This is a genomic window from Phycisphaeraceae bacterium, from assembly GCA_019454185.1.
GTDB lineage: Bacteria > Planctomycetota > Phycisphaerae > Phycisphaerales > UBA1924 > JAHBWV01.
The window spans coordinates 1,009,027-1,034,902 of the sequence record CP075368.1 but is presented as its reverse complement, the minus strand read 5'-3'; the positions used below and the strand labels follow the sequence as shown (position 1 = coordinate 1,034,902).

Below are 25,876 nucleotides of genomic sequence, written 5' to 3'. Positions count from 1 at the left end.
GGGAGGGCGCGAAGTGGTAGGATCCGCGGATGTCCTCGCGCGTGGCGATCTGGGCGATGCCGAAGCAAGTTGAGCTTGTCCGCCTGGTGGCGAGCGGGGCGGGCCTTGAGATCGCGTGCGCGGGTTCGCCGGCCAAGGGACAGTCGGGCGCGGTTGCCAGCGAGCTGGGGGCGGAGACGCTGGCGGATCTGCGGTCCGCTCTCGCGGAGAAGATCGCGGATGTGGTGCTGATTGCCTCGGCGGGGGACTTCGGGGCGGACCCTGACAGGAATGATGCGGAGTTGCTGGGGGGGGCTGCGGGGCGGGGGTGCCGCGTGGTGTCGTTCGAGCCGCTGCCTCCGAGTTCGATTCTGTTGTCGCGCGGCTCGTGGCTTGAGGGAGCGCGTGGGCTTCGCCCGGTGGATGGGTATCGGTGGTGCCCGACGCTGCGGCACAGCCACGGTTGGAGGCAGGCGCCGGATGCGTTGGAGAGTTTCGGGCGGGTTCGTGCGGCCTCGGTGGAGTCGATCGGTTCCGGTGCGGAGGGGACGCTTGGGGCGCGTCTGATCGGCGCGATCGAGGTGGTGTGCGCGACGCTGGGTGTGCCGGAGTCGATCGATGCGGCGTTCGTCGGCGCGACGTGGCCGGGTTCTGTGCATGCGATACCGGGGGAGTCGCTGCGGGATCTTGAGGGGAGCATCACGGCGAATCTGCGGTTCGCGGACGGGCGTTCGGCTTCGCTGATTGCGTCGAGCGTCGGGGGGCTGTGGCGGCGGGCCGGGACGTTCGTGGGTGAGGGGGGGACGCTGCGGATCAGTGATGATGGGGTGGAGTGGCACAGGCCGGACGGGACGTTGCAGGACCGTTCGCGGCCTCGGGTTGATCGCCCGTGGAGCACGCCGGCGTCGGAGGTTGTGGCGGAGGCGTTGGCTCGGTCGGTCGATCCGTCGATCGACAGCGCACCGGGACCGGCTGGGTGGATGGTTGATCACGCGACGATGCTGATGGTGGCGCAGGCGGCGTTGCTGAGCGCTCGGACGGGTCAGACGGAGAGCATCGAGACGATCCGGCACATGTCGGGGGTTGAGTAGGTTGCGGCGAGGGGTTCAGAGGCGAGCACAGACGCAGGCGATGAAGGATTCATCGAGGTCGGGACCGTCGACGGGCTGCATGTAGACGCGGCCTTCGCCGTCGATGGCGCTCGGCACCTTGTCGTAGACATCGAACGCAGCGAAGCCGGCTTCTTCCATGGCGTCGGCGAGTTCGGGGATGCTCCAGAGGCGCCAGTGGTAGAGGAAGGCGTCGGCGAAAATGGTGTCGATGTCGCCGTCGCGATCGATCTGGAAGTGCATCGCGTTTGTGACGATGCCGGTGATGGGATCGGCCTCGCGTTGCTCCCAGGTGTAGATCACGCGGCGGCCGTCGGGGAGGCGATGCTCGCGCTTGACGTGTCCGGTGGTGAAGGCGGATGCGCCGCCGTAGGTGTCGCAGACGAAGATGCCGCCTCGTTTGAGGCGGCTCCGCGATCGCTTGAGGTATCTGACGAGGGTGCGGCGGTCGTGGATGTAGCCGATGGAGAAGTTGCCGACGAAGATGGCGTCGCAGGGGGGGAGGGATGCGGGGTTGACGCGGTGGATGTCGCGGGTGAGTTTTTGGATGCGCTTGTGCGCGGGGCGGCGGGAGAGCGCTTCTTCATCGAGATCGATGGCAATGGCTCGGCGCTTGGGATCGGACTCAACCCAGCGGTGCGAGAGCGCGGCGGTTCCGGCTAAGTCTTCGCCGAGCGTTGTGCATCGGCGCCCGTGCATGCCGGCGATCATGCCGACCAGATCGTCCGGGGACTGCACGCAGCGTTCGTAGAGATCGTGGCGATCCAGCGGCGCGTGGCTGGGGCTTCCGGGCGGGGGTGCCGGATGCTCTGCCTGAGGCGGCGGGGCGGCTTTGGCTCGTTGCGGCTTCTTGCTCACGCCATCTTGACCCACTTGATGAGGGTCGAGAGGTTCGGCGGCTTGCCGTACATGAGGAGGCCGACGCGGAAGATCTTGGCGGTGAGCCGCAGCATGATGTAGACGCCGATGACGTTGATGAGGATCGAGGCGGGGATCTGCCACATGGGCGGGGGCTCGGTGGAGTTGATCCGGAGCACCATGACGAAGGGGCTGATGGGTGGGAGGAGGCCGAGCACGGTCGCGAAGGTGCCGTTGGGATCGCGGGAGATCGGGAGCCAGAGGAGATAGGGGAGCATGGTGACGAGCATGACCGGGGTCATGAGGGACTGGGCCTCGCGGAGGTCGTTCACGGCGGCACCGATCGCGGCCATCATGGAGGCGATGAGGAAGTAGGCGAGGATGAAGTAGACGACGAGGAGCGCGGCGTTGAGGAAGGTGATGCCGGCGGTGAGCGTGAAGATGATGAGGGAGCCCCATCCGACCGCGCCGTACATCAGGAGCAGCGCGAGGCCGACACCCATCTGGCCGAGGATTTTGCCGGTCATGAGTTCCATGGGTGAGACCGCGCTGAGTATGACCTCGACGATGCGGTTGGATTTCTCTTCGATGGTTGTGGTGAGGAGGTACTGCCCCCCCACCATTACGGAGATCATGATGAGGGCCATGAAGCCGAAGGGGAGGAACATCTGCCACTGGCTGGACTTTTTCTCACCGTCCTTGCTGACGGTGACGGCGTCGGGGCGGGCGACCTGTGTGAGAGACCGGATGTAGGCGGGGTCCTGGCCGGCGGCGGTGATGCGGGCGTCGAAGATGGCTTCGCCGACGACGGAGCGGAGATCGCCGCTGATTCGATCGTCGAGCTTGGGCTTCACGAAGAGATCGAAGCTGCCGTAGGGTTGGGAGGGATCGGCACGTTCGACGGCGCTCGGTGAGATGGAGATGAGGGCGAGGCGGCCTCCGTCCTGGGCTGTTCCTCGTTTGAGAGGTTCTTTCTCGGTTTCGATGTCGGAAGCGGGGTCGAGGACTTCGAGGGTGAGTTCGGTTTTAGGGACGGTGGCGGCGGCCTTTGCGGCCATGTCGATCTGGCCGTCGGATGCGAGCCCCTTCGGCGCGGCCTGCCCCATTGCTTCTTTGAGGCGTGCCTCGCGCGATTCCTGGCGTCTGAGCATCGCTTCGGGCTTCATGGCCTCTTGCACTGCCGGTAGGACGGCACCGGTGGGATCGACGATGGCGATGGTGCCGGAGACTTTCGGCGCTTTCTCGGTCATGAGGATGGGGAGGAGTACGAAGACCAGCCCCATCATGAGAAGGGGGACGATGAACGCGCCGAAGATGAAGCCCTTTGTGAGGGCGGTGGATGCGAACTCACGGGCGGCGACGCGGAGGACCTTTCTCATGACTCGACCTCCTCGGCGGCGATGCCTGAACGGAGCGATTCGCGGACTTCCTGGGCTGACTGGCCCTCACCCTGCACGATCTCGACGAAGATGTCTTCGAGGGTCGGCCTGCGGAGTTCGATCTTTGCGACGGGCATCATTCCGACGATGCGCTGGATGGCATCGCGAGGGGACGTGTCGTCGTGGATGCCGATCTCGAGGATGCCGTCACGATCGGCGACCTCACGGACCCAGGGGAGCGCGGAGAGGTGAGAGGCATCGGCCTTGTCGAGGGGTTCTACGAGGATTGTGCGAGGGTCGTAGTCGGACCTGATCTCGGCGAGGGTTGAGTCGAGCACCTTCTGTCCGCGGTTGATCATGACGATCCGGTCGCACAACTGCTCGGCCTGGTGCATCTGGTGGGTGGAGAAGATGATCGTGCGGCCGAGTGCGTGCTGTTCGAGGAAGAGGTCTCGCATCATGCGCATGTTGACGGGATCGAGGCCGCTGAAGGGCTCGTCGAGGATGAGGAGGTCGGGATCGTGCATGATGGCGGAGAGGAACTGGACCTTCTGCTGCATGCCCTTTGAGAGTTCTTCGCACTTGAGCTTGTAGCACTTGGCGAGATCGACTCGCTCGAGCCACTCGTAGACCTTCTGCCTGAGTCCGTCGGGGGATGCGCCCTTCAACTGTGCCATGTGGCAGAGGAATGCGCCGACCTTCATCTTGCGGTAGAGGCCTCGCTCTTCGGGGAGGTAGCCGATCCTGTCCTTTGATTCGACCGCGCTGGGGCGATCGAGCACGGAGATCGTGCCGGTGTCGGGGAAGATGATGGACATGATCATGCGGATGGTTGTGGTCTTGCCCGCGCCGTTGGGGCCGATGAACCCGACGAGCTCGCCCTTGCCGACCCGAAGGTCCATCGCTTCGACAGCGACTTTGGGTCCGAAGGACTTTCGCAGACCGCTCAGTGTGATGGCATCGCCCACTCGCATTTCCTCCGCTTGGCCCTTGCTCGGGCCGGGCTCGTACTCGGCTCGGACTTCGGATTGCCGCGGGACATCGGCCCTTCCTTCGGCGGCACATTCTATTGACCGACCCAGCCCCGGCTGCGTCGGACCGAGCAATGATTGGGATTCGAGCATAGCGAGGTTTCACGGCATCGATGACTGACCCTTTGCGGACACTCCCTGATTCCCTGCGAGAGAAGCTCGATGAGCTGGAGGCGCAGCACGCTCGGATCGAGCAGGACCTGCTTGATCCGTCCGTTGTGGTCGATCATCGACGCGTGAGAGAGCTCTCCATGAAGCGGGCGGCGAACGAGCCGGTTGCGATGGGGTGGCGGCGACTGAAGGGGATCGCGCGTGAGCAGGGGGAGCTTCGGGCGGTGCTTGATGATCCGGAACTTGGCGAGCTGGCGAGGGAGGAGCTGGCGCGGCTTGAGCGCGAGGGGGGGGATCTGCTGGCGCGGGTGAAGGGGCTGTTGGTGACGACCGACGATCGCAAGGTCGGGTCGGTGATTCTTGAGTTGAGAGCGGGGACGGGCGGGGATGAGGCGACGCTCTGGTGCCGCGACCTGATGGAGATGTACACGCGGTACGCGGGCCGGAAGGGTTGGCAGCACGAGACGATGGAGCTGACTGCGGAGCCGACGGTCGGGGGTGTGCGTCATGCGGTGATGAACTTTCGGGGTGAGGGCGTGTGGTCGGAGCTTTCGTTCGAGGCGGGTGTGCATTCGGTGAAACGGGTGCCCGCGACGGAGACGCAGGGAAGGATCCACACATCGACGGCGACTGTCGCGGTGCTTCCTGAGCCGGAGGAGGTCGAGATCAAGGTCGATTGGGAGAAGGATGTTACCGAGCACCTCACGACTGCGCAGGGGCCCGGGGGGCAGAACGTGAACAAGGTGACGACGGCGTGCCACATGGTGCACAACGCGACGGGGATCGAGGTTCGGATGCAGGAGTCAAAGTCGCTGCAGCAGAACCGGGAGCGTGCCCGGCGGCTGCTGATCGCCAGGTTGTATGAGCGGGAGCGGCAGCGGAAACTCGCGGAGCGGAGCGCAGCGCGGAACGTTCAGATCGGGAGCGGCGAGCGGTCCGAGAAGATCCGGACGTATCGGTACCAGGAGGGGATTGTGGCGGATCAGCGGCTGGATGAGAAGTACCAGCTGCGCGACGTGCTGGCAGGGGATCTGGGGCCACTCTTCGAGGCATTGATGTCGCAGGAGACGGCCCGACGATTGGCGGAGCTTTGAGGGGCGGTCATCGCGGCGCGGTCGGGCGTGCCGCGTTCGTGAAAGGGGTGACGGCGAGAGGTGGAATGGCCGATGAGAAATCGGACACGCGTATACTTCATTGTGGGATTGCGGGGGATCTGGGAGCGTGTACGGACGCCTGAAGGATGAGGGAGAAGCAGCGATGAACGGTGGCCATGCGGACAAGATCGAGATGCAGAACCGGCTCTTCTCGGAGCTTTCTCGTATGTTCGGGCGCGAGGTTCCGCTGTATGACAAGTCGCTGCTTGTGAATCATGTCTGCAACCGGGCTGTGTGCGATCTCCTGGCGAGGATGCACGCGGGATTCTCCGTCAGCGATGCGCAGCTTGAGAAGACGAGCGGGGAGCGTCACGGGGCGATCAGGATCGGCAGGCCGGATGAGTACAGGTTGATCGCGCGGTTCTTCGCGTGCTTTGCGATGGAGCCCCACAACTTCTATGACATGACGAGCGTGGGGCAGAAGAGCCAGCCGGTGATCGCGACGGCGTTCCGCTCGCTGGTGCACCCCGAGCATCGCGTGTTCACGTCGCTGCTGCGGACGGACTATTTTGACCCTGAGACACGGGAGCGGATCGAGTCGACGCTGGCCCGGCGACGGATCTTCTCGGATCGTGCGAAGGACTTGATGGAGCGATCGGAGCGGGCGGGGGGGCTTTCGTGGGAGGATGCGGACGCGCTGATCGCCGAGGGTGTGGAGCGAATCTTCAAGTGGACGGGCCGGGCGTATGACCACGGCCTGTATCTGCACCTTTGCGATGCCGGGTTCAAGATCGCGGCGGACATCGCGTGCTTCGAGGCGCACCACCTGAATCACCTGACGCCGAACACGTTCTGCATGGACCTGTACACGGCGGCGATGAAGCACTGCCTGGGCGAGATGGATGAGCGGATGTTCCGATCGCGGGCGGCGGCGGCGTTGGAGCACGTGCTGCGGACGGGTGACACGGACTTTCTGAGGTTGTGCTTCAAGCACCTGTCGCGGGAGGAGATCGCGGGGTTTGCGCGGAGGACGCCTCACGCTTCGGCGATTGAGGATCACGTGTCGGCCCTGGTCGAGCGGCTCGGGCGGGATGATCTTCGTCTCGCTTTGATGAAGCACTCGGGGTTCAAGGACAGCACGGAGGGGCCGTCGGCGGATACGCCCGTGCTTCTGAGGCAGGACGCGTACAAGGCGTTGACCGAGCCGGTTCACTTTGTGAACCCTGACGGGAGCGAGTTGGACACGGTTCACACGGCACGGTTCGGCGAGATTGAGCAGCGGTTCTACGCGACGACGCCGGAGGGGCGCAAGCTGTACGACGAGTGCCTGGCGGCGGCGGAGTCTCAGAAGGAGAGCGGCTCGGGGGGTGCGAAGCTGGACCCTGCTGCTGCGGACGCGGCGTATGCGAGTCACTTTGCGCGATTCCCCAAGACGCTCGGCGAATTGGTGCGGCGCGGGCTTGTGTATGCGAGGTACGAGGTGACGGCTGAGGGGCGGAGCGCTCGGGGCAGGGTGCACACGACGGACATCCATGAGTTGGTGCGTGACGGCCTGGTCGCGTGCGATGGGTTGCGGTATGAGGACTTTCTGCCGGTGAGCGCGGCGGGGATCTTTGCGTCGAATCTGAATCAGTACGGAACGCGCTCGACGGCGGCGGTCAAGCCGGTGTACACGCGGGAGATGCTCGAAGAGATCATGGGGAAGCCGATTGTGGATGCGGACGCGGTGTACCGGGGGTTGTGGGCCGACTCGCTGCTGAGTGTGTATTCGGAGCTCGGGCTGATGGACCGTGTTGATCCGGCGCAGCGGGCTTCGCTTGAGCGGGATGCCGCGGCGTGCCCTCGCGTTGCTCGGGCACAGTACAGCGAGCGGAGCGTGCTGGCGGCGCGTGCGTGAGGGTGGTTTCGGGTTCCTTCGGGCACCCGGATGCGGTGTCGGGGTGGTTCGAGGGGCGAGGCGCGGCCTGAAGTGTTGGCGATTCTGCGCGCGGATGTCTCCGGGGCTCACCCGGAGCGTCGGTCTGTCGGTATGCTCTGGGGCTCGGCCCTGTGACCATCGCGAGTGGGTGGTCATCGGGACGGTGTGACAGGAGCGTGCGATGAACGATCGGCGTGGAGCGTGGTGGTCTGGGCGGAAGATGGCGGCGTGGACGACGGCGGCTTCGCTGGCGCTTGGCGCGGCGGTCTGGCTTGCGTCGGACGCGAGCGCGGTCACGGGGATGGCTCCGGCACCGGAGGAGTCGGCTGCGGCTTCGAAGGACGCGGCACCACCGGAGAAGCTGACGCTGGATCGGGTCTTTCCGAAGAGGAGCTTCTTCGGGCCGAGTGCACGCTCGATGACGTTCAGCCATGACGGCCGCTTCGCGGCGTTTCTGTATCGCCCGTATGCGGAGCGCCGGCATGGGAACGATCTCTATATCTATGACACGAAGAGCGGGGAGACGCGGCGCATCACGAGTGTGGGGCGCATGTCGGAGTTTCAGGCCGAGGCGAGGAAGGTGCGCGACGATCGCGAGAAGAAGGCGAAGCAGGCGGGGTACTCGGTCAGCCGCCTGGCACGGGAGCAGTATGAGGCGTTGGGGTGGACCGATGGTCTGATTGTGGGTGAGTGGACGGGGGTTGCGCCGGCGGGTGGGACGCCGCTGGCCGGGGATGTTTCGCTCAAGATCACGGAATCTGGATCGGGGAAGAACGGTGGGACGCTGCGGGTGGGGCTTGCGACGCTGACGCTTTCTTCGGTGGAGGTTGATGAGACAGCGGGAACGGGCAAGGCCTCGATCGATGAGGCGGCGTTGAAGGCGAAGGGTGATGTCACGATGCGACTCGAGGGCGGCTCGCTGACAGCGGTTGTGACGCTGTCGGAGCCGGCTCAGACACTGACGCTGACACTCGCGCGCGTCAAGCCGGATGCGGCTGTGACGAAGGGCAAGGCGGTGGCACCCGTGGGCGTGATCGGGAGCATCGGCGAGCGTCTGACTCTGGGCGACGTGGTGCTTGATGATGATGCGGACATCAATGAGGAGAAAGACGGGAAGCCGGTGAAGGATCCCGCGCCGCGCTACGACGGTGTTTCGGCGATCGAGTGGTCGCCGGTTGCGACAGAGATGCTGGTGCAGTCGGGCGGAGATGTCTACCGGCTGACGATTGATGGCACGGCGTGGGAAACCCCGCTCCGTCGGCCGGGGAAAGAGGATGCATCACCCGTGACAGAGGAGTCGGGAGAGGCGGAGGGCGGCGCGGAGTCGTCGGATGAGGCGACGGCGGAGGGCGAGGGGGCTGCATCAGGGGAGGGTGCGGCATCGGGCGAGTCGAACAAGGAGACGAAGCCGGAGGATTCGGCGAAGAAGGGGAAGCAGCAGAAGGTTCAGCTCAAGCCGGCGATTCCATATAGGGGCGAGCTTGTGCGCCTGACGCGGACGCGTGAGCGCGAGTCGGACGTGCAGTATCTGCCGGACGGGTCCGGGTATACGTATCTGCGCGGGGGCGCGCTGCTTCGGGTCGGGTTCGGCGATCATGAGATTGTGCAGCTCGATCCGGAGTTGAAGGATGGCGAGCGGATGGTGGGTTATCGCATCAGCCCGGACATGAAGCGGCTGGTGTTCCTCGCGACGCGGGGGCAGACCACGAACGATCGCGCGGCGACAGTGACGATTGTGAACTATCGGGATCGGTTCGCACGCGCGACCGAGGTCAGACGGCACATGCCGGACAGCCCGTGGCCGGACTCTTACTCCAGCGTCTATCTGTACGATCTGCGTGGGCACGGCAAGGAGGAGGGGAAGCTTGAGCGGGTCTTCACGCGGAAGGTGAGCGGCCCTCGTGACGTGATGCGTGTGCCGGAGTGGTCGCCCGATTCATCGCGGATCGCGTTTGCGGCTTATGACCAGAGCATGGGACACATGAAGATTCTTGAGGCCGGCTTCAAGGTTGATGACAAGGGGGGGAAGAAGGAAGAAGCGAAGCAGGGTGCGAGCGCGGCGGCTTCCGGAGAGGATTCGGCGAAGGGTGCTGGGCAGGATGGCGCGTCGCAGAGCGGAGACGCTTCGAAGCCCGAGGAAGAGGAGCCCGAGTTCAAGATCGAGAACGCGCGGGTTGTGTACGAGTTTCTGCACGCGGGCGGGCCGAACACGCCGGGGATGGTTCGCCCGATGTATCTGCCGGACAGCCGCAGGATGGTGTTCATCACGGAGCTTTCCGGATTCCGGCAGCTCCACCTGCTTGAACCCAGGTACGAGCAGTTGACGCAGGTGACATCGGGGCAGTTTGAGTTGTACCCGTTCCACCTGACGCGAGACAATCGCTTCCTGTTTGCGACCTCGACGGAAGGGGATCCGAACCAGGAGCAGGTGCACAAGATCGATCTCGACACGCTGGCTGTGACGAGACTCACGGAGACACCCGGCGTGTTCAGCGGTGCTGCGGTTCGTGAGGACGGCTCGATGGTGCTGGCGTTGCACGCCGACTTCGGCTCTCCGACGGAGCTCTATGCTGTGATGCCGGGGGGTGAGCACGCTTCAGTGAAGCGGCTGACCGACTCGCATCCGGAAGAGGCGCACAAACTGACTCGTGCGGCTCCGGAGTATTTCACGTATGAGAATCGCCATGGGCAGACGATCCATGGGCATATGTTCAAGCCGGCTGACTGGACGCCGGAGGATAAGCGGCCGCTGCTGATTTATGTGTATGGCGGGCCGCTGGGTGAGCGGAAGATGGCGACGCGCGGGACCTTCGCGGCTCCGAGTTACTTCTTTGCGCGGTACATGGCGGAGAACCACGGGTGGGTGGCGGTGACGATCGATCCGCGTGGGGCGTCCGGGTATGGCGCGGTGTTTGAGAAGGCGAACTTCGAGCAGGTCGGGAAGCCCCAGACGGAGGACCTAGTGGACGGGGCGCGTTGGCTGGTGAAGCACCACGGGGTGGACGAGAAGAAGCTGGCGATGCACGGGTGGTCGTTCGGCGGGTTCCAGACGCAGATGGTGATGTACACCGAGCCGGATGTGTTCGCGGTGGGGATCGCGGGCGCGGGACCGACGGAGTGGCACAACTACAACTCGTGGTACTCGACGGGGACGATCGGAGCGAATCAGCCGGGCAGGACGGACCTTGAGAAGTACTCGCTGCTCCCGCTCGCAAAGAACCTCAAGGGGAAGTTGCTGCTGGTCCATGGTGTCGAGGATTCGAACGTGCTGTATCAGGACACCGTCCGCGTCTACCGGGAGTTGCTGAAGGCGGACAAAGAGGTGAATGTCGAGTTGTTCATCGACCCCACGGGCGGGCACGGGCTTGACGGTGATGTCAAGACGATCGGACGTTACCGCAAGTACGAGGACTTCCTGATCCGCCATCTCGGGAAGGGGACTGCGGCGAAGCAGAAGGTTGAACAGAACGCGGCACCTGCGGAGCCAGCTGGGGCAACCGGCGGCGGTGGCCAATAGCAAGAGCAGGGTTGAATCGGTTTGACGGGTGAGGGGCTTTGCGCCGGGGGGGGGCGCGCGGAGCAAGGGCGTGAGGGGAGAGGAAAGCCGCCTGCCGGACTCGAACCGGCGACCTACGGTTTACAAAACCGTTGCTCTACCAACTGAGCTAGGGCGGCGTCGCACCCATTCTACGCGACCCGAGCCCGGGTGTTTCTTTTTTCAAGCTGCGACATCTGAATTGGGGATCGGTCGTGCGACGGGTCCCTTTGGCTGGGCTTACGAGGTGGCTGTGATGTCACTGGTGCTGGTTCTTGTAGGGGTGTATCTGGCGATCGGTGTTGGGTTTGCGGTGGTGTTCACGGTGTTCCTGGCACCCCGGATGGATGATGCCTCGGCTCGGGGTTCTCTTGCGTTCCGTGTGGTGATCGTGCCGGGTGCGGCGGCGTTGTGGCCGCTTCTGCTGGTGCGTGCGATTGCCGGGAGAACGAGGGGTGCGTGATGAACGAGAGTCAGCAACGGGTTCATCGATGGGTGTGGCCGCTTCTTGCTATCGCGCTTCTTTCACTGTTGGTTGCGGCGGTCGGGCTGCGTCCTCCAGCAACGGATCTCGGCAGTGGCCTTGGCACTCGTCAGCCGTGAGGAGCTCGTGGTGAGTCACTCTTACCGGCTTGTGCAGTGGAATCGTCACAAGGTCGTGTATGACCTGATTCTGGCGGGCGCGATCGGTGTATACCTCGCGGTGTTCGCGGGATTGAGCGTGATGCTTGCTTCGGAGAACGAGGGGATATCCGAGCCGATTGTCGCGATGCGGGCGATCGGTTCTTGCGCGTTTCTTCTGCTGCATGTTGCGTTGGCGATCGGGCCGCTGGCACGGATCGACAAGCGGTTTGCGCCGCTGCTCTACAACCGGCGGCACCTCGGGGTCGCGACTTTCATTCTCGCGCTGCTGCACGCGGCGATTGCCGTGGGGTTCTACGGGGGTTTCGGGGTGGATGACCCGGCGACCGCGGTATTGGCGCGCTATTCCGTCGACAGCTTTGGCTCGCTCACGGGCTTTCCGTTCGAGATTCTGGGCTTTCTGGCTCTGTTGATTCTCTTTGTGATGGCGGCGACAAGCCACGATTTCTGGCTCGCGAACCTCGGTGCCCGTGTGTGGAAGTGGATCCACATGCTCGTGTATGTCGCGTACGGGCTGCTGGTCATGCATGTCGTGTTGGGCGCGATGCAGTCCGAGCGGTCGCTTGTCTACCCGATCGTGCTTGGGCTCGGCATCGTCACGCTCGGCTCGCTGCACGTTGTTGCGGGGTGGCGCGAGGTCCGGAAGGAGAGGAACGCCATCGACGTGCCGACTGGGACCGATTCTCGAGAGCGTCAATGGATCGATATCGGCTCTGTCGATGAGATCCGTCCGGACCGGGCGAAGATCGTCTGTCTGAAGGGGCGTGAGCGCATCGCGGTCTTTCGACACAACGATGCGATCTCTGCCGTGGGCAACGTGTGCGCTCATCAGGGTGGTCCGCTCGGCGAGGGGAAGATCGTTGACGGGTGCGTGACGTGCCCGTGGCACGGATACCAGTATCTCCCGGAGAGCGGGCAGTCGCCGCCGCCGTATTCGGAGAAGGTTGCGACATACCAGGTTCGCGTGGAGGGGCGACGGATTCTCGTCAATCCGGATGCGCTCGCGCCGGGGACACCGGTCGAGCCCGCGCGTTTCCAGACACTGGACGGGGGGAATTCGCGTGAGTGAGACCTCGCCACCACCTGAGGTTCTTGAGGATGATGCGTTCTATGTCGGCTATCTGCCGCTGCCGCGGGAGCACCGAAGGTTCGTGTTTGTGATTATTCCCGCGCTGCTCTGGACGCTTGTGGCGATCGGCTTTGTGATCGTGTGGCCCCGGCGTTCGGCCGGCGACGGCGTGTGGGAGACGGGCAAGCCGATCGAGCGCACGGGCCTGCTCGTTGCAACTCCATACCCGATGCTTCTCGGTTTCGACGACGCGAGCGAGTTCCAGAGTGGTGCGGAGTCGGGTTCGGCCGATGCCGCGATCGGCAGCGCGAGGGTTACGCTCTTGACGGAGATGGGCAAGCGCGGCGCGCTGGCACGCGCAACGCCTCACGATGGCAGGATCGTGACTGTGACGGGCTATCGGTTGCATCGGGATGGGCGCGAGATCCTTGAGCTTGTTCCTGATGAGGACGCGATTACTCCTGCGGCAGACCAGAGAGGTGCTGAGGCCCTTGCACGAGCCGCGGGGCGTGCGCTGTCGCCGCCGTCTGACGAGGCAGGGCGTGTGACGACCCGTCGGGGGGAGATCCTGGATTCGAAGTGTTATCTGGGCGCGATGAAGCCCGGTGATGGGAAGCAGCACAAGGCGTGCGCGATGCTGTGTATACGGGGAGGGATCCCGCCGCTGCTGTTCGGTTCACCGGTCGCCGGCTCTCCGGGTCATGCGCTCGTGCTGGACGTTGACGGGGGGCGCATCGATGACGGCATGATTTCACTGGCTGGGGAACCCGTCATGCTGACGGGCTCGGTCGGGAGGGTCGGTGATCTGGATGTGTTCTTTGTCAGCGGAAGAGTGAGAGATCCGGGTTGAGCTGCGGGAGATTCCCACAACAAAGACACAAGCCGCCCGGCGTGGGGCGGCTGGGGTGAACGGAAGAGTCGTTCGCCGGCTCTTTGATTACGGGGAAAGTGGGCGATACAGGACTCGAACCTGTGACCTCATGCGTGTCATGCATGCGCGCTAGCCAACTGCGCCAATCGCCCATTTCTCTGCGAGCCCGACTGTATCGGCACTTGGCCGGTCGGACCCCTTGTTGATTGTGGGTGGAAGACCCATCGTCGTCAAGGGCACGAGTATAGACCGGCAGGGATCGGTCGTCATCCATGTTCGTATCCGGGATGGGTCGGTGGGGAACGCCCTCTCCCCTCTTTCCACACGCTGAAACGCCTCTTCCAGCTATGCCGAGGGGCACCAGTGTGGAGGTGCCGCGGGGGAGGTGCCGCGGGGGAGGTGCCGCGGGGGAGGGGGTGTGGCCATGCGGGACTTGGGTGTCCGATTTGACAAGCGGGGAGGGTCTGTTGTTACTCTGGGGCGAGATGGCTCAGAACCGGTGCTCGCACGCGAGAAAGCGTGGCACGCCGGACGCTCGTCGGGAACTCATCGCCTGGCAGCACACCCAGCACAATCCAACTCAGGAGTTCGCGCGTGTCCCTCGATCTGAAGGTCCGCTCGGCGTCGGCTTGTGGCCTGCTCACGGGATTCGGCTGTTTCTTGATCCTGTTTGTGATCACGGCGTGTGTGGGACTGGGGTTCGGCGCGGCCGCGCAGGATCTGTCGATCGGTGGTGCTGAGGCGTCTGGTCCCGCGGCATCGGCGGGGGGAACGGGTGGCGAGCATGGATCGCACACACCGGGTGGTGAGGCGAATCTGAAGCTGCCGGATCTCTCGACGGTGGACTTTCTCAACGGCACGATCGACGGTCGCAGCCTGCTGCTGATCGGGATCCTGGTGAGCGTACTCGGGATGGGGTTCGGGCTGTGGATCTTTGTGCAACTCAAGAACCTGCCGGTGCACCGGTCGATGCTCGAGATCTCGGAGCTGATCTACGAGACGTGCAAGGCGTACATGATCCAGCAGGGGAAGTTCCTGCTGGTGCTGTTCGCGTTCATCGGCGCGATCATGCTCCTGTACTTCGGATTCCTGATCCCGACGACGGATGGGGAGGGGAATCCTTCGCGGGGGTTTGAGTTCTACAAGGTCGGGATTGTTCTGGCCTTTGCGCTTGTCGGGATCGCGGGTTCGTATGGGGTGGCGTGGTTCGGGATACGAGTGAACACGTTTGCGAACAGCCGCGCCGCGTTCGCGTCGCTGAGGGGCAAGCCGTTCCCGTGCTATGCGATCCCGCTGAAGGCGGGGATGTCGATCGGCATGGCGTTGATCTCGGTCGAGCTGTTGATCATGCTCGGGATTCTGCTGTTTGCGCCGTCGGATCTTGCGGGGGCGTGCCTGATCGGCTTTGCGATCGGTGAGTCTCTTGGGGCGTCTGCGCTGCGGATCGCGGGCGGGATCTTTACGAAGATCGCGGACATCGGGTCGGATCTGATGAAGATCGTCTTCAAGATCAAGGAGGACGACGCGCGGAACCCGGGTGTCATCGCGGACTGCGTGGGGGATAACGCGGGCGATTCGGTCGGGCCTTCGGCGGACGGGTTCGAGACGTACGGGGTCACGGGCGTTGCCTTGATCACGTTCCTGATGCTCGCGATCAACGCGTCGACCGCGGGGCCGGACTATGAGAAGATCCAGATCCAGCTGCTTGTGTGGCTCTTTGCGATGCGGATCATCATGGTGGTGGCTTCCGCGCTCTCGTACTTCATCAACGAGGCGCTGGCCACGGCGAAGCACGCGAATGCGACGAGGATGAACTTCGAGAAGCCGCTGACGAATCTCGTGATCCTGACGTCGGTGATCTCGATTGTGCTGACGTTTGCGGCGTCGAAGCTGCTGATCCCGGAGGTTCACGGGAACGGGGAGATGTGGTGGATTCTGTCTCTGATCATCACGTGCGGCACCGCGGCGGGCGCGATCATTCCTGAGCTTGTCAAGGTGTTCACCTCGACGGAGAGCCGCCACGTGCGTGAGGTGGTGACATCCTCGGAGCAGGGCGGCGCGTCGCTGAACATTCTGTCGGGGTTTGTGGCCGGGAACTTCTCGGCGTTCTGGCTCGGGATCGTGATCGTGGGATTGATGGGGATCGCGGCGTCGATCAGCGGCATGGGGCTTGGCGAGTTCATGATGGCGCCGGCGGTCTTCGCGTTCGGGCTGGTGGCGTTCGGCTTCCTGGGGATGGGGCCGGTGACGATCGCGGTGGACTCGTATGGTCCGGTGACGGACAACGCGCAGTCGGTGTTTGAGCTTTCGACGATCGAGTCGATCCCGGGGATTGCGGACGAGATCCAGCGGGAGCACGGCTTCGAGCCGGACTTCGAGAAGTCGAAGCGGTTTCTCGAGGAGAACGACGGGGCGGGCAACACGTTCAAGGCGACGGCAAAGCCGGTGCTGATCGGCACGGCGGTTGTCGGCGCGACGACGATGACTTTCTCGATCATCGTCGCGTTGACGCATGGGCTGGAACCCGGCTCGTTGGCGAAGCTGTCGCTCCTGCATCCGCCGTTTCTGCTCGGGCTGATTACGGGTGGTGCGGTGATCTACTGGTTCACCGGCGCATCGACGCAGGCGGTCTCGACCGGGGCGTATCGCGCGGTGGAGTTCATCAAGCAGAACATCCGGCTGGACGGGGCGACAAAGGCGAGCGTGGAGGACAGCCGCAAGGTCGTTGAGATCTGCACGCAGTATGCGCAGAAGGGGATGATCAACATCTTCCTGGGTGTGTTCTTCGCGACTCTGGCGTTTGCGTTCTACGAGTCGTTCTTCTTCATCGGGTATCTCGTATCGATCGCGCTCTTCGGGTTGTACCAGGCGATTTTCATGGCGAACGCGGGCGGGGCGTGGGATAACGCGAAGAAGGTGGTCGAGACCGAGCTCAGAGCCAAGGGGACGCCTCTCCACGATGCCAGCGTGGTCGGCGACACCGTGGGCGATCCCTTCAAGGACACGTCGTCGGTCGCGATGAACCCGGTGATTAAGTTCACGACGCTCTTCGGCCTGCTGGCCGTTGAACTGGCCGTCAGCATGAAGGACCAGACCGATGGGCACCACTCGATGCTGACGGGGGTGCTCACGGGCGTGTTCTTCATTGTCTCTCTGACGTTCATCTGGCGGTCGTTCTATGCGATGCAGATCAGCTCGAGCGCCGAGATCAAGACACACGGGTAGGAGGTGTAGGTCCTGATTCTGCCCCCTCTTCCCTTCGTCCCTCTCCTACTCACCCCCCCACTCACTGCCCCCCCCACTCACCACTCACCACCCCACTCGTGTCCCACTCCTTACCCCTGGTGCCTTCACCACTGGGGGCTGGTCGGATCTTCCTTCCCGGGCTGGGATTGGCTACCGCAACGGGGGTTTCGACCGGGAGACGGGATCCCCTTGACACGGACCGGTTCGAACTCTGGTACAGTGGCGTGTCCCCTCCTTGGGCGGCAGGCAACCTTCGGGCCCTGCCGCCCCTTTGCTTTGATGTGGGGTACGCCATCTGGGCGTGCCCGGAGAATCCGTGATCGGTATCGTCTCGAAGCGGTGGGTCCGGTTCGTTTGTTTTTGCCAGGTCATGCGGAGTCCACTCGTGCTTACCCGTCACACGTCGGCTCTCGATCCGCTGCCGCCCGATATGCTGACGCCTCGGCAGGGCATTTACATCTGGCTCGCGGCGATCTTTGTGACGTGTCTCGTCCTGGCGAACATCATCGGGGTGAAGGTCTTTCGCTTCGAGCTTCCCATCGGGCCGTGGGACATCCCCATCGAGCACACCATGGGCATGCTCCCCTTCCCGATCACCTTCCTTCTCACCGACCTGATCAACGAGTATTACGGCAAGAAGGGCGCACGCCGCGTGGTCTACATCGCGTTCGCAATGGCCGCGCTCGCCTTCATCCTCATCGCGATCTCACGGGCCGTGCCCATACGTGAGGGCATACCGGGGACGGCCACCCAGGCCGCCTTCGAGAACATCTTCGGGGCCGCCGCGCTCATGTACATCGCCTCGCTCATCGCCTTCCTCTGCGGCTCGCTGCTGGACATCGTCCTCTTCGGGTTCTTCAAACGCCTCACCGGCGGCAAGATGATCTGGCTCCGCGCCACCGGCAGCACAGTCATCTCCCAGCTCTTCGACTCCTTCGTCGTCACCTTCACGTTCTTTCTTTTCATCCCGCTCCTCCTCGGCATGGAAACCAAGGCCGTGGGCTGGATCTTCGGTACCGCCCTCACGGGTTACATCCTCAAGTTCGTCCTCGCGGTCCTCGTCACACCCTTCATCTACCTCGGACGCTGGATGATCCGCGAGTGGTTCGGGCTGAGACCGCTGCCGGCGACCGGCATGTGAGAACACTGAGGTTCGACGGAGCGAGTCGAGGCGTGCGACGAGTACCTCTCGCCGATGCCCCGACCAAATGGGTGGGCGAAGGAACATCATGCACCCAGCGACTTGCAGTGCTGGTGCGCACGAATCACCTTGAGAGCCGCCCACGCAGTCCAGCCGATGCTGGCGACGATCAGGACGGTGAATCCAAACCCCGCTTCATACTTAGAACGCCGAGCCGGCGGACCGATGTCCATCGAACCGAGTTCGATGAAGCACACAATCCGCAGATACACCAGCACGGCCATCCACCCCAGCAGCAGCCCGAACACGCAGAAGATCGCTGTCGTCCCTTGCCGCGAACTGAGCAACGCGACTGCGAAGCGATGGCTTCTCGCGGCCTTGGCATCGAGCGAACTCAACCCAGCCACGGTCTTCGCCTCGTATCCCAATGCGACGGAGATCAGAAAGGGAGTGTGAAGGAGCGCGAGTAAGAAATTGAGAGCAGGTCTCGATGACATGCCATCAAGCTCATGCGCGAAGCGCGCGGCCAGCTCGTACATCCTCGTCTCCCAGCACTCGGAGATCCATGCAGGGGGCGTCGGGTGCCTCCACACTCCTACCACCCGAGTCCGGCCTCGGCCGGACTCGGATACTCTACCACAGCCACGCGAAGATCGCGCCCGTGATAAGGCCGTATGCCACACCGTCGATGATGTTCATGAGGATCGCGCGCTTGGATGCGCCGAACCAGAGACCGTTCGGGATGTGGGAGAAGGCGTAGGCGAGGATGCCCGCGGTTCCGGTGATCTGGAAGATGCCGGCGAATGTGGGGCCTGGCCGGGACTCGATTCCCGCGACGCCGCCCAGTGATGCGCCGGACGCGTTGCCGATGGTCACCCATGCGAGGTAGCCGATGGTGACGCTGACGGCGAGGTTCACGCAGAAGGTGCCGATCATGCTCGGGCCCATCTTGGGAGGCGTCTTCCAGAGACTGATGAAGCCGAGTGGGCCTTCTTTCCAGCATCGCTGCACTTCGGGATCCTTCATGGCCTCTTTGCTGCATCCGCCACCGGGGAAGACGTAGTTTCCGGGGGGCAGTCCGAGTGCGCGGATCTTCTCGATCGTTTCCTTCTGGTCCGGGAGTTCTGCCATGTCCTTCTTGTGATGGGGCAGGGCCATCCAGAAAGCAGCACCGGCGATCCACGTCGCGACTGCGGAGACGATGATCGGCAGCCAGAGATTCGTGAGGAAGTCCATCGGTTGCCCCTTGTGAGAATGGCCTCAGTCGTCGAACGCCTGATCGAGGCGGAGCCCACGCTCTCGCAGCGCGACGATGACCGCCTCTTTCGCGAGGTCTTCTTCATACCCCTTGCGGGCGAGGACGCCCATGACTCGACGAGCCAGAACGTTCACATCGGCCGGATCGATCGCTCGACGCGAGAGTTCAGACCTTGCAACTTCAAGTGCTCGCGCGGCATCGCCGTGGTCGCTGCCGCAGGGGGGCGGGTCTTCGGAATCGGTGTGCGTGCCAATTCCACGTGATGCCATGCGATCGGCGAGGGCACGCGCACTGAGTCCTTTGGCCACGGCTCGGCGGCGTTCGTCTTCAACTACTTGGGTATCGCTGATCAGCCCGATTTCGGCCAATCGCTCGATGGCTTCGGTTGCGACCTGTGGATCCGTCCCTTTGGAGGTCAGCCATTGGAGCATCTCGGCACGGGATCGTGCCCGTGAAGCAAGGCGTCTCATCGCCATGGACTTCGCGGCGTTGACACGTTCCATCCGGGCGGCGAGCGTTGCGAGTTCGTCGGTCCAGGGGACGCCGGGGGCGAGGGCGAGTTCCATCGCCTGGGTCGCCAGCAGGGTTGCGACACGCCGGCGGCCCCCCACAAGCACCGAGACGCGTTTGGGAGTGCCCGTGAGTTCTCGCACCGAGACGATCACGCTGTTTGATGCGGAGCTTGAGCCGCTGCTGGTGGGGAAGAGAGCGTCTTCACCGTTCTGCTCGCGTTGTCGCTCGTCCTCATCCACGCGTTCTTTGTCCGGTGCATAGTCTGACCTGCTCACTCCAGCATATCGAGATACCCGGAGATCTCCGAGAGGGCGTGAGAGTCCCCCGCTTTCTTTGCCGCGGCCTTTCCGGCGTGAAGCGTCTCGATCGCTTCGGCGAGGAGTCCGGCATCTTCCAGGGCTTTGGCCTTGTGGTAGTAGGCGTAGCAATAGGCGGGATCGGCGGCGAGGCAGCGGTCGTAGTGCTCGACCGCATCGGATGTCCGGCCCGCCTTGGCGTATTCCTGGGCGAGCCCGTAGAGGGTGAAGGGGTCGTTCGGCTCAGCCGCCAGCACTTTGAGGAGTTGGTCGATGCTCGGCATGCCATAGGATACACGAACGTCGGCACAGTTCCTATACTCTACCGGAGATCGACCTATGGCCATCACGCTTGACGCACCGATCAGAGCTCTTCCAAGAACACACTCCAGAAGTGGAAAGAGTATGTACGCGATTGCCTTTGACATGGACATCGAGTCGCTCCGTCAGAACTATGGCGATCCCTACAACAACGCATACGGCGATATACGGAAGGTCTTGGAAAGGCACGGATTCACACGACAGCAAGGAAGCGTCTATTTCGGGGATGAGACTGTGAACGCGGTTACCTGCGTTCTCGCGGCTGTTGATCTCGCTCAGTCGCTGGCTTGGTTCGGCGCATCCGTCCGCGACATCCGCATGCTCCGAATCGAGGAACTCAACGATCTACGCCCAGCCGTTGATCAGGCGATGTGATTTCACCGACACGACATTCTCCCGTAACCGATACCTTTCTGGAATTCGATACTTCATGCACAACGTCAAGCGTCTCGCTGTTATTGGAGCAGGTCAGATGGGCGGAGGCATCGCCCAGGTCGCCGCCGTCAGCGGCATCGACGTCACCGTCTTCGATGCCTTCCCCGGGGCGACGGACAAGTGCCGGGCCGTTCATCAGAAATCTCTTTCGAAGCTGGTCGAGAAGCAGAAGATCACGCAGGACGTGATGGATGGTGCGCTGAAGCGGATCTCTTTCGTCACGGATCTGGATGGGCTGAGGGGTGCGGACTGGGTGGTCGAGGCGATCGTCGAGGACGCGGGCGTCAAGAAGGATCTTTTCAAGAAGCTGGCCGCGATTCTGCCGGACGACAACGTGGTGCTTGCGACGAACACGTCGAGCATCAGCATCACGGAGATCGCGACCGCGACGGGCGCGGCGGCGTCGCGTGTTGTGGGCATGCACTTCTTCAACCCCGTGCCGCTGATGGCGCTGGTTGAGGTGATTCCCGGGCTTGCGACTGCGCCTGCGGTTGTTGAGCGGACGATCGCGCTGGCTACGGCGATGGGGAAGACACCGCTGAGGGCCAATGATCGCGCGGGGTTTGTCAGCAATCGCGTGCTGATGCCGATGATCAATGAGGCGTTCTACGCGTGGATGGAGGGCGTCGCGGAGCCGGAGGCGATCGACGGCATCATGAAGCTCGGGTGCAACTTCCCGATGGGCCCGCTGCGGCTTGCCGACTTCATCGGGCTCGATACCTGCTTGCACATCATGAACGTCCTCGCCGACGGGCTGAACAACGATCGCTACCGCGCCTGCCCGCTCCTGAAGCAGCTCGTAACCGCGGGCCGCTTGGGCGATAAGTCGGGACGAGGCGTGTACGACTACATGAAGAAGTGAATCTGTTTTGACTCGGCGCGAGGCGGGTGATCACCCTAGAGCCGACGCTGGCGGCATGCCCACGCTTTGTGTTATGCTGCTTCGATGTCGCTGCTGCGAGTCTCGCTTCCACGTCTGCCTGTACGCCGCGTGTATCGGGCGTTTCCCGAGCTCGACGGCTACACGGATGAGCAGTGCGCGAGGTTTGTGAGGGCGGCGAGGGGGAGTGTCCGGCGCAGGGTCATTGCGGGTGCGATCATCGCGCTAGTCACGCTGATCGGTATCAGTGCTGGACTCGTCGGATTCTGGTATGTCCAGAGTACTTGGCTCGATCCCCACCGCTCGCTGAACATCGGCCACCAACTGGTCACCTGGTATGGCCTGCTGCTGAACATCGTCCTGGCCATCGCGGGCGTCACCCTCGGCCCCATACTCGGCTATCTTACACGGGACCTGTTTGTCATCCGTCGTGTCCGTTTCATTCTTCGCACACGCGGCACGTGCATCTCGTGCGGCTACACGCTCGTCGGCCTTTTCGTCGGTGAAGAACTTCAGGTCATCTGCCCCGAGTGCGGCACGACCACCCAGGTCGACCCGGCCCTCGGCGAGCTCGTGACCGATGAGGCCGGGCGCCCGAGCTTCAAGCCGGCTGAGTCTCGGCACAAGGCCCGTATCTTCTGGACACGCCGTCGCCGGCGCGTGCTCGGTTTCGGTTCTCTTGCTCTCGCGATCCTTGCACTGGTGCTTTCGGTTTCATATGAGCTCTTCATCCGTTGGCAAGCCGGCATCGCGCGGCGAGAGCAGCCGAGCGTTCTCGACCTGCAAGCTCTCGCGACAGCGTACCAGCCCGAGGGCACTCGTCCGAGCGATCCGAACGCCTTTGACGTGTTGATGAAGTTGTCTCTGCTGAGAACCGAGGCCGACCACGCGGTGTGGCTTGCTCGGGGTTCGCCTTCTTTCGGCATGTACCCGGATTATCAGATGATCTATGCGCCGGAGCGTGTCGGAGATCTTGGCGAACTGCACGCGGTACGTCTCAGAGAGATACAGGAAGGGGAAGCGGTCGCCCGGATGCTTCTCGAGAAGCAGAGGGAGCTTGGGGTCCCTGAGACACTTGCGATTCTGGCGTCGACGCGGCGGTACGTTCCTGGTTACGACATACCACCCGGGCAGCCGCTGTTCTTGATCCCGCTCAAACATCTTGGTGACAGTCGGCAGCTCGCCATGGCTTGTCTCTCTCGAATGCGTCTGGCGGCGGAGGATCGAGACCTGGCCGCGTTCTCCTCCGCGATGGAGGGCTCGCTCGCACTTGCCCGTGTCCTTCGGCTTGAGCCGAACCTGATCTCGCACCTCGTCTCGTACCACATCGAGATGGAGACACATGGGCAGATACGGCTTGCGCTCGCTTCGAGTCCCGATGCCGAGTGGCTCGACGCCATCTCAGACATTCTTGAGCGGCAGCGGTCGTCGGTGCCGCATGAGTTCTGGATCAGGAGCGAGGCGTTGACCTCGCACAATCTGATCTGCCACTTCTTCAATGAGCCGCACCATGCTCGCTTCGGGCGTTGGTCGCGATCGGTGCGTCAGCTCCGCATGTCGCTGTTTATCGGCGACACCATGAGACAACCATCACGGCTCGGCACTTACTACGAGAACCGGAAGATACTGAGGGAGCAGGAGGAACGCTTTCGCGAGGTCGCGAGTACGCCGCTCCGCGAGAGGGGTCCGCATGATTCGGCGTCCACATCACTTATCCCGGCCTGGTATTGCATCAACACGGATCCGACTGAGACGCTCGATCAATCTGCTGTGCTGCAAGCCGATCGTGACGGGCTCGACATCATGATCGCACTCGAACGCTTCCGTCTGGCTGAAGGTGAGTATCCGGATTCGCTTGAGCGCATCGTTCCGGCGTACATGGAAGCCCTTCCGCTCGATCCCTGGTCGGGGGTTCCGTATGTCTATCGACGACCCGGTGATTCAGATCACTGCGCACCCGCCGGGTATGTGCTTTACTCGATCGGCTCTGACCAAGTCGATAACGGGGGAAGGCCGCCTCCTGCACGTCGAGCCAAATCACAGAACATCGTGATGGGAGCGGCAAAGAAGCGGGACTGTGTCGGGCTCGACTGGATCATCAACTCTGCTGCCAGGAACCACTGACATGCGCGTCCCGATCAAGCATCTCCATCGGGCGTTTCCCGAGCTCGACGGCTACACGGATGAGCAGTGCGCGAGGTTTGTGAGGGCGGCGAGGGGGAGCACCCGGCGAGATCGATTGGTTCGATCCCTCGTCCTTTTCTTGATCATCGGGTTGATCAACGTTGCCTGCTTCGCCTTCGTGGTCATGCTTCTCGGTTTGTCGATCGGCAAGAACGGGGGTCGATTGCCGGGCTTCGGCCCTGGTCCGCGGCAGAGCATCGCCGAGGCCATTGCGATGGTGGCCTTGCTTGTTGTTCTTGTAGGCGTAGGCCCGATTCTGGGATACCTGGCCCGCGACTTCCTGATCATGGACCGGATCCGCTGGATCCTGCGTTCTCGGGGGTTGTGCGCCAAGTGCGGGTATTCCCTCGTCGGGCTCGGCGTGTCCGCAGAGAATCTCGTGACCTGTCCGGAGTGCGGGAGTGTCAACACGGTCGATCCGTCTCTCAGCGAGCTTCAGATCGATGATGCGGGCCATACGCGGTTTCGACCTGAGATCGCCTCAGGGGTGCGGCCTCCTCTGCTGATCAGGATGCCGGGTTGGTGCAAGAGTCTCGCCAGGTCACTGCTTCGGATCGCGGCGGGTGGTCTCGTGATCATGCTCGTCGCCTGCATCGTCTATGAGATATTCCTTCGGGTGCAAGCACGCGAGGCGACTCGCCACTTTCTGACACAGGAAGCGATTCAGAGACTTGTTCTTGAAGCCCAGCCAGCGGGCATGTCGGCGGACGAGCCGGATGCTCTTGAATCGGGGAGAGCACTCGCGGCTCTTGTGCGAGAGATCGGGGAGCGCGTCGGCGAGGAACCAGACTTCAAGCGTGATCGCGCACTCATGCCGGGGTACTGGTATGTCGGCATGAGCGACGAGCAGATTGCAGACTCCTCGTCTATCGACGATGTGGCTCTGCTTGAGCGCGATCTGGCGTTGAGGTGTATTGAAGAGCTGCATCGCACTGATTTCCGCGATGTAGCACGCCAGTTGTGCGATCGTCGACGGGTGGCTTACACGATCGAGGACACAGACGGCTCGGTCGCTGATCATCCGTGGCCCGCAGAGCCCCACTTTCTTTGGCACGTGGTGTATGTCTTTTCGGCTGACGCTCACCTAGCTCGCCAGTCTGGTGATACTGATCGGTTTGCAGCGGCCATCGAGGCCATGCTTGCGATCGCCCGCATCTACTCGTTGCACCCGGGGTTCTCGACCTGGTTCAGGCGGCCAGCCATCGATCTGATGGTGTTCGATCTGCTGATAGACGCTTTCAATGATCGCTTTGTTGACGGCTTGCTTGCCGTCGCGCTGCGGGATGCGATCGAGCGGCAGCAATCCGAGGTCAGATACGAATGGAACTATGAGATCTTGCTGAAGGTGACAGAGGACCAGACTGCCCGCCTTTTCGCGGATCCTTCTGCGGTCAGACTCGGTCCATTCTCATCGAGCATTCGTGATATCAAAGAGCGGTTCGCGCAGAGAGGCGGCGTAGCGAGCGGGCGTGTCGGGACCCTTGCCTCGAACCTCCGTGAGATCGAGGAGATCCGCGGCGCGACTGCGGCGGCGTTCGCTGCGGACCCAGTTCATGCCCCGGGGATCGCGTCTGCGGTTGCCCACCCGGCGCACCTGGTACCTGTTGTCAATCTCTATCGCATGGACCGACTGCTCCTTGATCGATTGCATCGAGACCTGTTGTTTGACGGCCTCAGGGTGATGCTCGCTCTTGAACTGTTCCGGGATGGCAATGGCACGTACCCGGACGCGCTCGACGAGCTCACACCGATGTACATTGAACGGCTTCCGCTCGATCCATTCGACGGCAGACCTTTGAAGTACCTCCGGATCGATCCCACACTGGATGGGGCAGGACGTGCATATCTGCTCTACAGCGTCGGAGCCGACGGGCAGGACGACTTCGGCAGCACGTACACAGATCCACGTTCTATCCAGACTCTGCTGTGGCTGCCAACTCGAGACGATGCGATTGGCATGGACGTTGTTGTCAATCAACGTCGGCAGAAGCGATAACGGCACATGT

20 protein-coding genes and 2 tRNA genes are annotated in these 25,876 nt (G+C 63.0%); 13 read left to right on the top strand and 9 right to left on the bottom strand.

All coding sequences use genetic code 11. The annotated features are described in order from the left end of the window. The first annotated feature begins 29 nt into the window (after positions 1-29). Complete coding sequence (locus tag KF838_04265) at positions 30-1,070, top strand: hypothetical protein (GenBank protein ID QYK49067.1); 1,041 nt, start codon at positions 30-32, stop codon at positions 1,068-1,070. A 15-nt stretch (positions 1,071-1,085) separates the two neighbouring features. Here KF838_04265 and KF838_04260 read toward each other — a convergent pair whose 3' ends face one another. The 3 genes from KF838_04260 to KF838_04250 are packed head-to-tail and all read right to left on the bottom strand — an operon-like array spanning position 1,086 to position 4,293. Beyond that, positions 1,086-1,946: a class I SAM-dependent methyltransferase gene (locus KF838_04260; GenBank protein ID QYK49066.1), complete on the bottom strand. Its 861-nt coding sequence runs from the start codon at positions 1,944-1,946 to the stop codon at positions 1,086-1,088. Further along, complete coding sequence (locus KF838_04255) at positions 1,943-3,325, bottom strand: ABC transporter permease (GenBank protein ID QYK49065.1); 1,383 nt, start codon at positions 3,323-3,325, stop codon at positions 1,943-1,945. The genes KF838_04260 and KF838_04255 overlap by 4 nt, the downstream gene beginning before the upstream one ends. Further along, positions 3,322-4,293 (bottom strand): ATP-binding cassette domain-containing protein, encoded by a 972-nt coding sequence (locus KF838_04250; protein ID QYK49064.1) that lies wholly within the window; start codon positions 4,291-4,293, stop codon positions 3,322-3,324. Before KF838_04250 ends, KF838_04255 begins: the two co-directional genes overlap by 4 nt. A 176-nt stretch (positions 4,294-4,469) precedes the next feature. Between KF838_04250 and KF838_04245 the strand changes: the two genes are divergently transcribed. From KF838_04245 to KF838_04235, 3 genes are all read left to right on the top strand, one after another. After that, positions 4,470-5,561, top strand: a complete 1,092-nt coding sequence (locus KF838_04245; protein ID QYK49063.1) for a PCRF domain-containing protein — start codon at positions 4,470-4,472, stop codon at positions 5,559-5,561. Positions 5,562-5,724: 163 nt separating this feature from the next. Next, the gene (locus KF838_04240; GenBank protein ID QYK49062.1) at positions 5,725-7,458 is read left to right on the top strand and encodes a VOC family protein; all 1,734 of its coding nucleotides are present in this window, start codon (positions 5,725-5,727) and stop codon (positions 7,456-7,458) included. A gap of 202 nt (positions 7,459-7,660) precedes the next feature. Beyond that, complete coding sequence (locus KF838_04235; GenBank protein QYK49061.1) at positions 7,661-10,996, top strand: prolyl oligopeptidase family serine peptidase; 3,336 nt, start codon at positions 7,661-7,663, stop codon at positions 10,994-10,996. A gap of 85 nt (positions 10,997-11,081) precedes the next feature. On the opposite strand, the gene KF838_04230 is transcribed toward KF838_04235, so the two are convergent. Further along, positions 11,082-11,154, bottom strand: a tRNA-Thr gene (locus tag KF838_04230). Between the two features lie 116 nt (positions 11,155-11,270). On the opposite strand from KF838_04230, the gene KF838_04225 reads away from it, so the two are divergent. From KF838_04225 to KF838_04215, 3 genes are all read left to right on the top strand, one after another. Then, positions 11,271-11,477 (top strand): hypothetical protein, encoded by a 207-nt coding sequence (locus tag KF838_04225; protein QYK49060.1) that lies wholly within the window; start codon positions 11,271-11,273, stop codon positions 11,475-11,477. A gap of 150 nt (positions 11,478-11,627) precedes the next feature. Next, the gene (locus KF838_04220) at positions 11,628-12,725 is read left to right on the top strand and encodes a ferric reductase-like transmembrane domain-containing protein (GenBank protein ID QYK49059.1); all 1,098 of its coding nucleotides are present in this window, start codon (positions 11,628-11,630) and stop codon (positions 12,723-12,725) included. After that, positions 12,718-13,575: a hypothetical protein gene (locus KF838_04215; GenBank protein ID QYK49058.1), complete on the top strand. Its 858-nt coding sequence runs from the start codon at positions 12,718-12,720 to the stop codon at positions 13,573-13,575. The genes KF838_04220 and KF838_04215 overlap by 8 nt, the downstream gene beginning before the upstream one ends. A gap of 99 nt (positions 13,576-13,674) precedes the next feature. Here the strand turns inward: KF838_04215 and KF838_04210 are convergent. After that, positions 13,675-13,748: transfer RNA gene (locus tag KF838_04210), tRNA-Val, on the bottom strand. 442 nt (positions 13,749-14,190) lie between these two features. Here KF838_04210 and KF838_04205 point away from each other — a divergent pair. Both KF838_04205 and KF838_04200 read left to right on the top strand, forming a co-directional pair. After that, positions 14,191-16,821 carry a sodium-translocating pyrophosphatase gene (locus KF838_04205; GenBank protein ID QYK49057.1) on the top strand — a complete coding sequence of 877 codons (2,631 nt, stop codon included), beginning with the start codon at positions 14,191-14,193 and terminating at the stop codon, positions 16,819-16,821. 406 nt (positions 16,822-17,227) lie between these two features. After that, positions 17,228-17,983, top strand: a complete 756-nt coding sequence (locus KF838_04200) for a queuosine precursor transporter (GenBank protein QYK49056.1) — start codon at positions 17,228-17,230, stop codon at positions 17,981-17,983. An 86-nt stretch (positions 17,984-18,069) separates the two neighbouring features. Here the strand turns inward: KF838_04200 and KF838_04195 are convergent, their stop codons facing one another. From KF838_04195 to KF838_04180, 4 genes are all read right to left on the bottom strand, one after another. Next, on the bottom strand, positions 18,070-18,480 hold the full coding sequence (locus KF838_04195; GenBank protein QYK49055.1) for a hypothetical protein: 411 nt from the start codon (positions 18,478-18,480) through the stop codon (positions 18,070-18,072). 136 nt (positions 18,481-18,616) lie between these two features. Continuing rightward, entirely contained in the window at positions 18,617-19,219 is a 603-nt protein-coding gene (locus KF838_04190) for a hypothetical protein (GenBank protein ID QYK49054.1), read from the bottom strand. Positions 19,220-19,243: 24 nt separating this feature from the next. Continuing rightward, positions 19,244-20,029, bottom strand: coding sequence for a RecX family transcriptional regulator (locus KF838_04185; GenBank protein ID QYK49053.1), 786 nt, complete (start codon positions 20,027-20,029; stop codon positions 19,244-19,246). After that, the gene (locus KF838_04180; GenBank protein QYK49052.1) at positions 20,026-20,334 is read right to left on the bottom strand and encodes a hypothetical protein; all 309 of its coding nucleotides are present in this window, start codon (positions 20,332-20,334) and stop codon (positions 20,026-20,028) included. The genes KF838_04185 and KF838_04180 overlap by 4 nt, the downstream gene beginning before the upstream one ends. Positions 20,335-20,455: 121 nt before the next feature. Between KF838_04180 and KF838_04175 the strand changes: the two genes are divergently transcribed. From KF838_04175 to KF838_04160, 4 genes are all read left to right on the top strand, one after another. After that, positions 20,456-20,746: a virulence protein gene (locus KF838_04175; protein QYK49051.1), complete on the top strand. Its 291-nt coding sequence runs from the start codon at positions 20,456-20,458 to the stop codon at positions 20,744-20,746. A gap of 97 nt (positions 20,747-20,843) precedes the next feature. Continuing rightward, positions 20,844-21,668: a 3-hydroxybutyryl-CoA dehydrogenase gene (locus tag KF838_04170; protein QYK49050.1), complete on the top strand. Its 825-nt coding sequence runs from the start codon at positions 20,844-20,846 to the stop codon at positions 21,666-21,668. Positions 21,669-21,752: 84 nt separating this feature from the next. After that, complete coding sequence (locus KF838_04165) at positions 21,753-23,810, top strand: type II secretion system protein GspG (protein QYK49049.1); 2,058 nt, start codon at positions 21,753-21,755, stop codon at positions 23,808-23,810. A gap of 1 nt (position 23,811) precedes the next feature. Then, a complete protein-coding gene (locus tag KF838_04160; GenBank protein QYK49048.1) occupies positions 23,812-25,866 on the top strand; it encodes a hypothetical protein in 2,055 nt (684 codons plus the stop codon). Positions 25,867-25,876 lie beyond the last annotated feature (10 nt).

Excerpts from the sequence above, each read along its gene's own strand:
- KF838_04265 (QYK49067.1), top strand. The coding sequence starts at position 30 with ATGTCCTCGCGCGTGGCGATCTGGGCGATGCCGAAGCAAGTTGAGCTT.
- KF838_04255 (QYK49065.1), bottom strand. The coding sequence starts at position 3,325 with ATGAGAAAGGTCCTCCGCGTCGCCGCCCGTGAGTTCGCATCCACCGCC.
- KF838_04245 (QYK49063.1), top strand. The coding sequence starts at position 4,470 with ATGACTGACCCTTTGCGGACACTCCCTGATTCCCTGCGAGAGAAGCTC.
- KF838_04240 (QYK49062.1), top strand. The coding sequence starts at position 5,725 with ATGAACGGTGGCCATGCGGACAAGATCGAGATGCAGAACCGGCTCTTC.
- KF838_04235 (QYK49061.1), top strand. The coding sequence starts at position 7,661 with ATGAACGATCGGCGTGGAGCGTGGTGGTCTGGGCGGAAGATGGCGGCG.
- KF838_04225 (QYK49060.1), top strand. The coding sequence starts at position 11,271 with ATGTCACTGGTGCTGGTTCTTGTAGGGGTGTATCTGGCGATCGGTGTT.
- KF838_04195 (QYK49055.1), bottom strand. The coding sequence starts at position 18,480 with ATGTCATCGAGACCTGCTCTCAATTTCTTACTCGCGCTCCTTCACACT.
- KF838_04190 (QYK49054.1), bottom strand. The coding sequence starts at position 19,219 with ATGGACTTCCTCACGAATCTCTGGCTGCCGATCATCGTCTCCGCAGTC.
- KF838_04180 (QYK49052.1), bottom strand. The coding sequence starts at position 20,334 with ATGCCGAGCATCGACCAACTCCTCAAAGTGCTGGCGGCTGAGCCGAAC.
- KF838_04175 (QYK49051.1), top strand. The coding sequence starts at position 20,456 with ATGTACGCGATTGCCTTTGACATGGACATCGAGTCGCTCCGTCAGAAC.
- KF838_04170 (QYK49050.1), top strand. The coding sequence starts at position 20,844 with ATGGGCGGAGGCATCGCCCAGGTCGCCGCCGTCAGCGGCATCGACGTC.
- KF838_04165 (QYK49049.1), top strand. The coding sequence starts at position 21,753 with ATGTCGCTGCTGCGAGTCTCGCTTCCACGTCTGCCTGTACGCCGCGTG.
- KF838_04160 (QYK49048.1), top strand. The coding sequence starts at position 23,812 with ATGCGCGTCCCGATCAAGCATCTCCATCGGGCGTTTCCCGAGCTCGAC.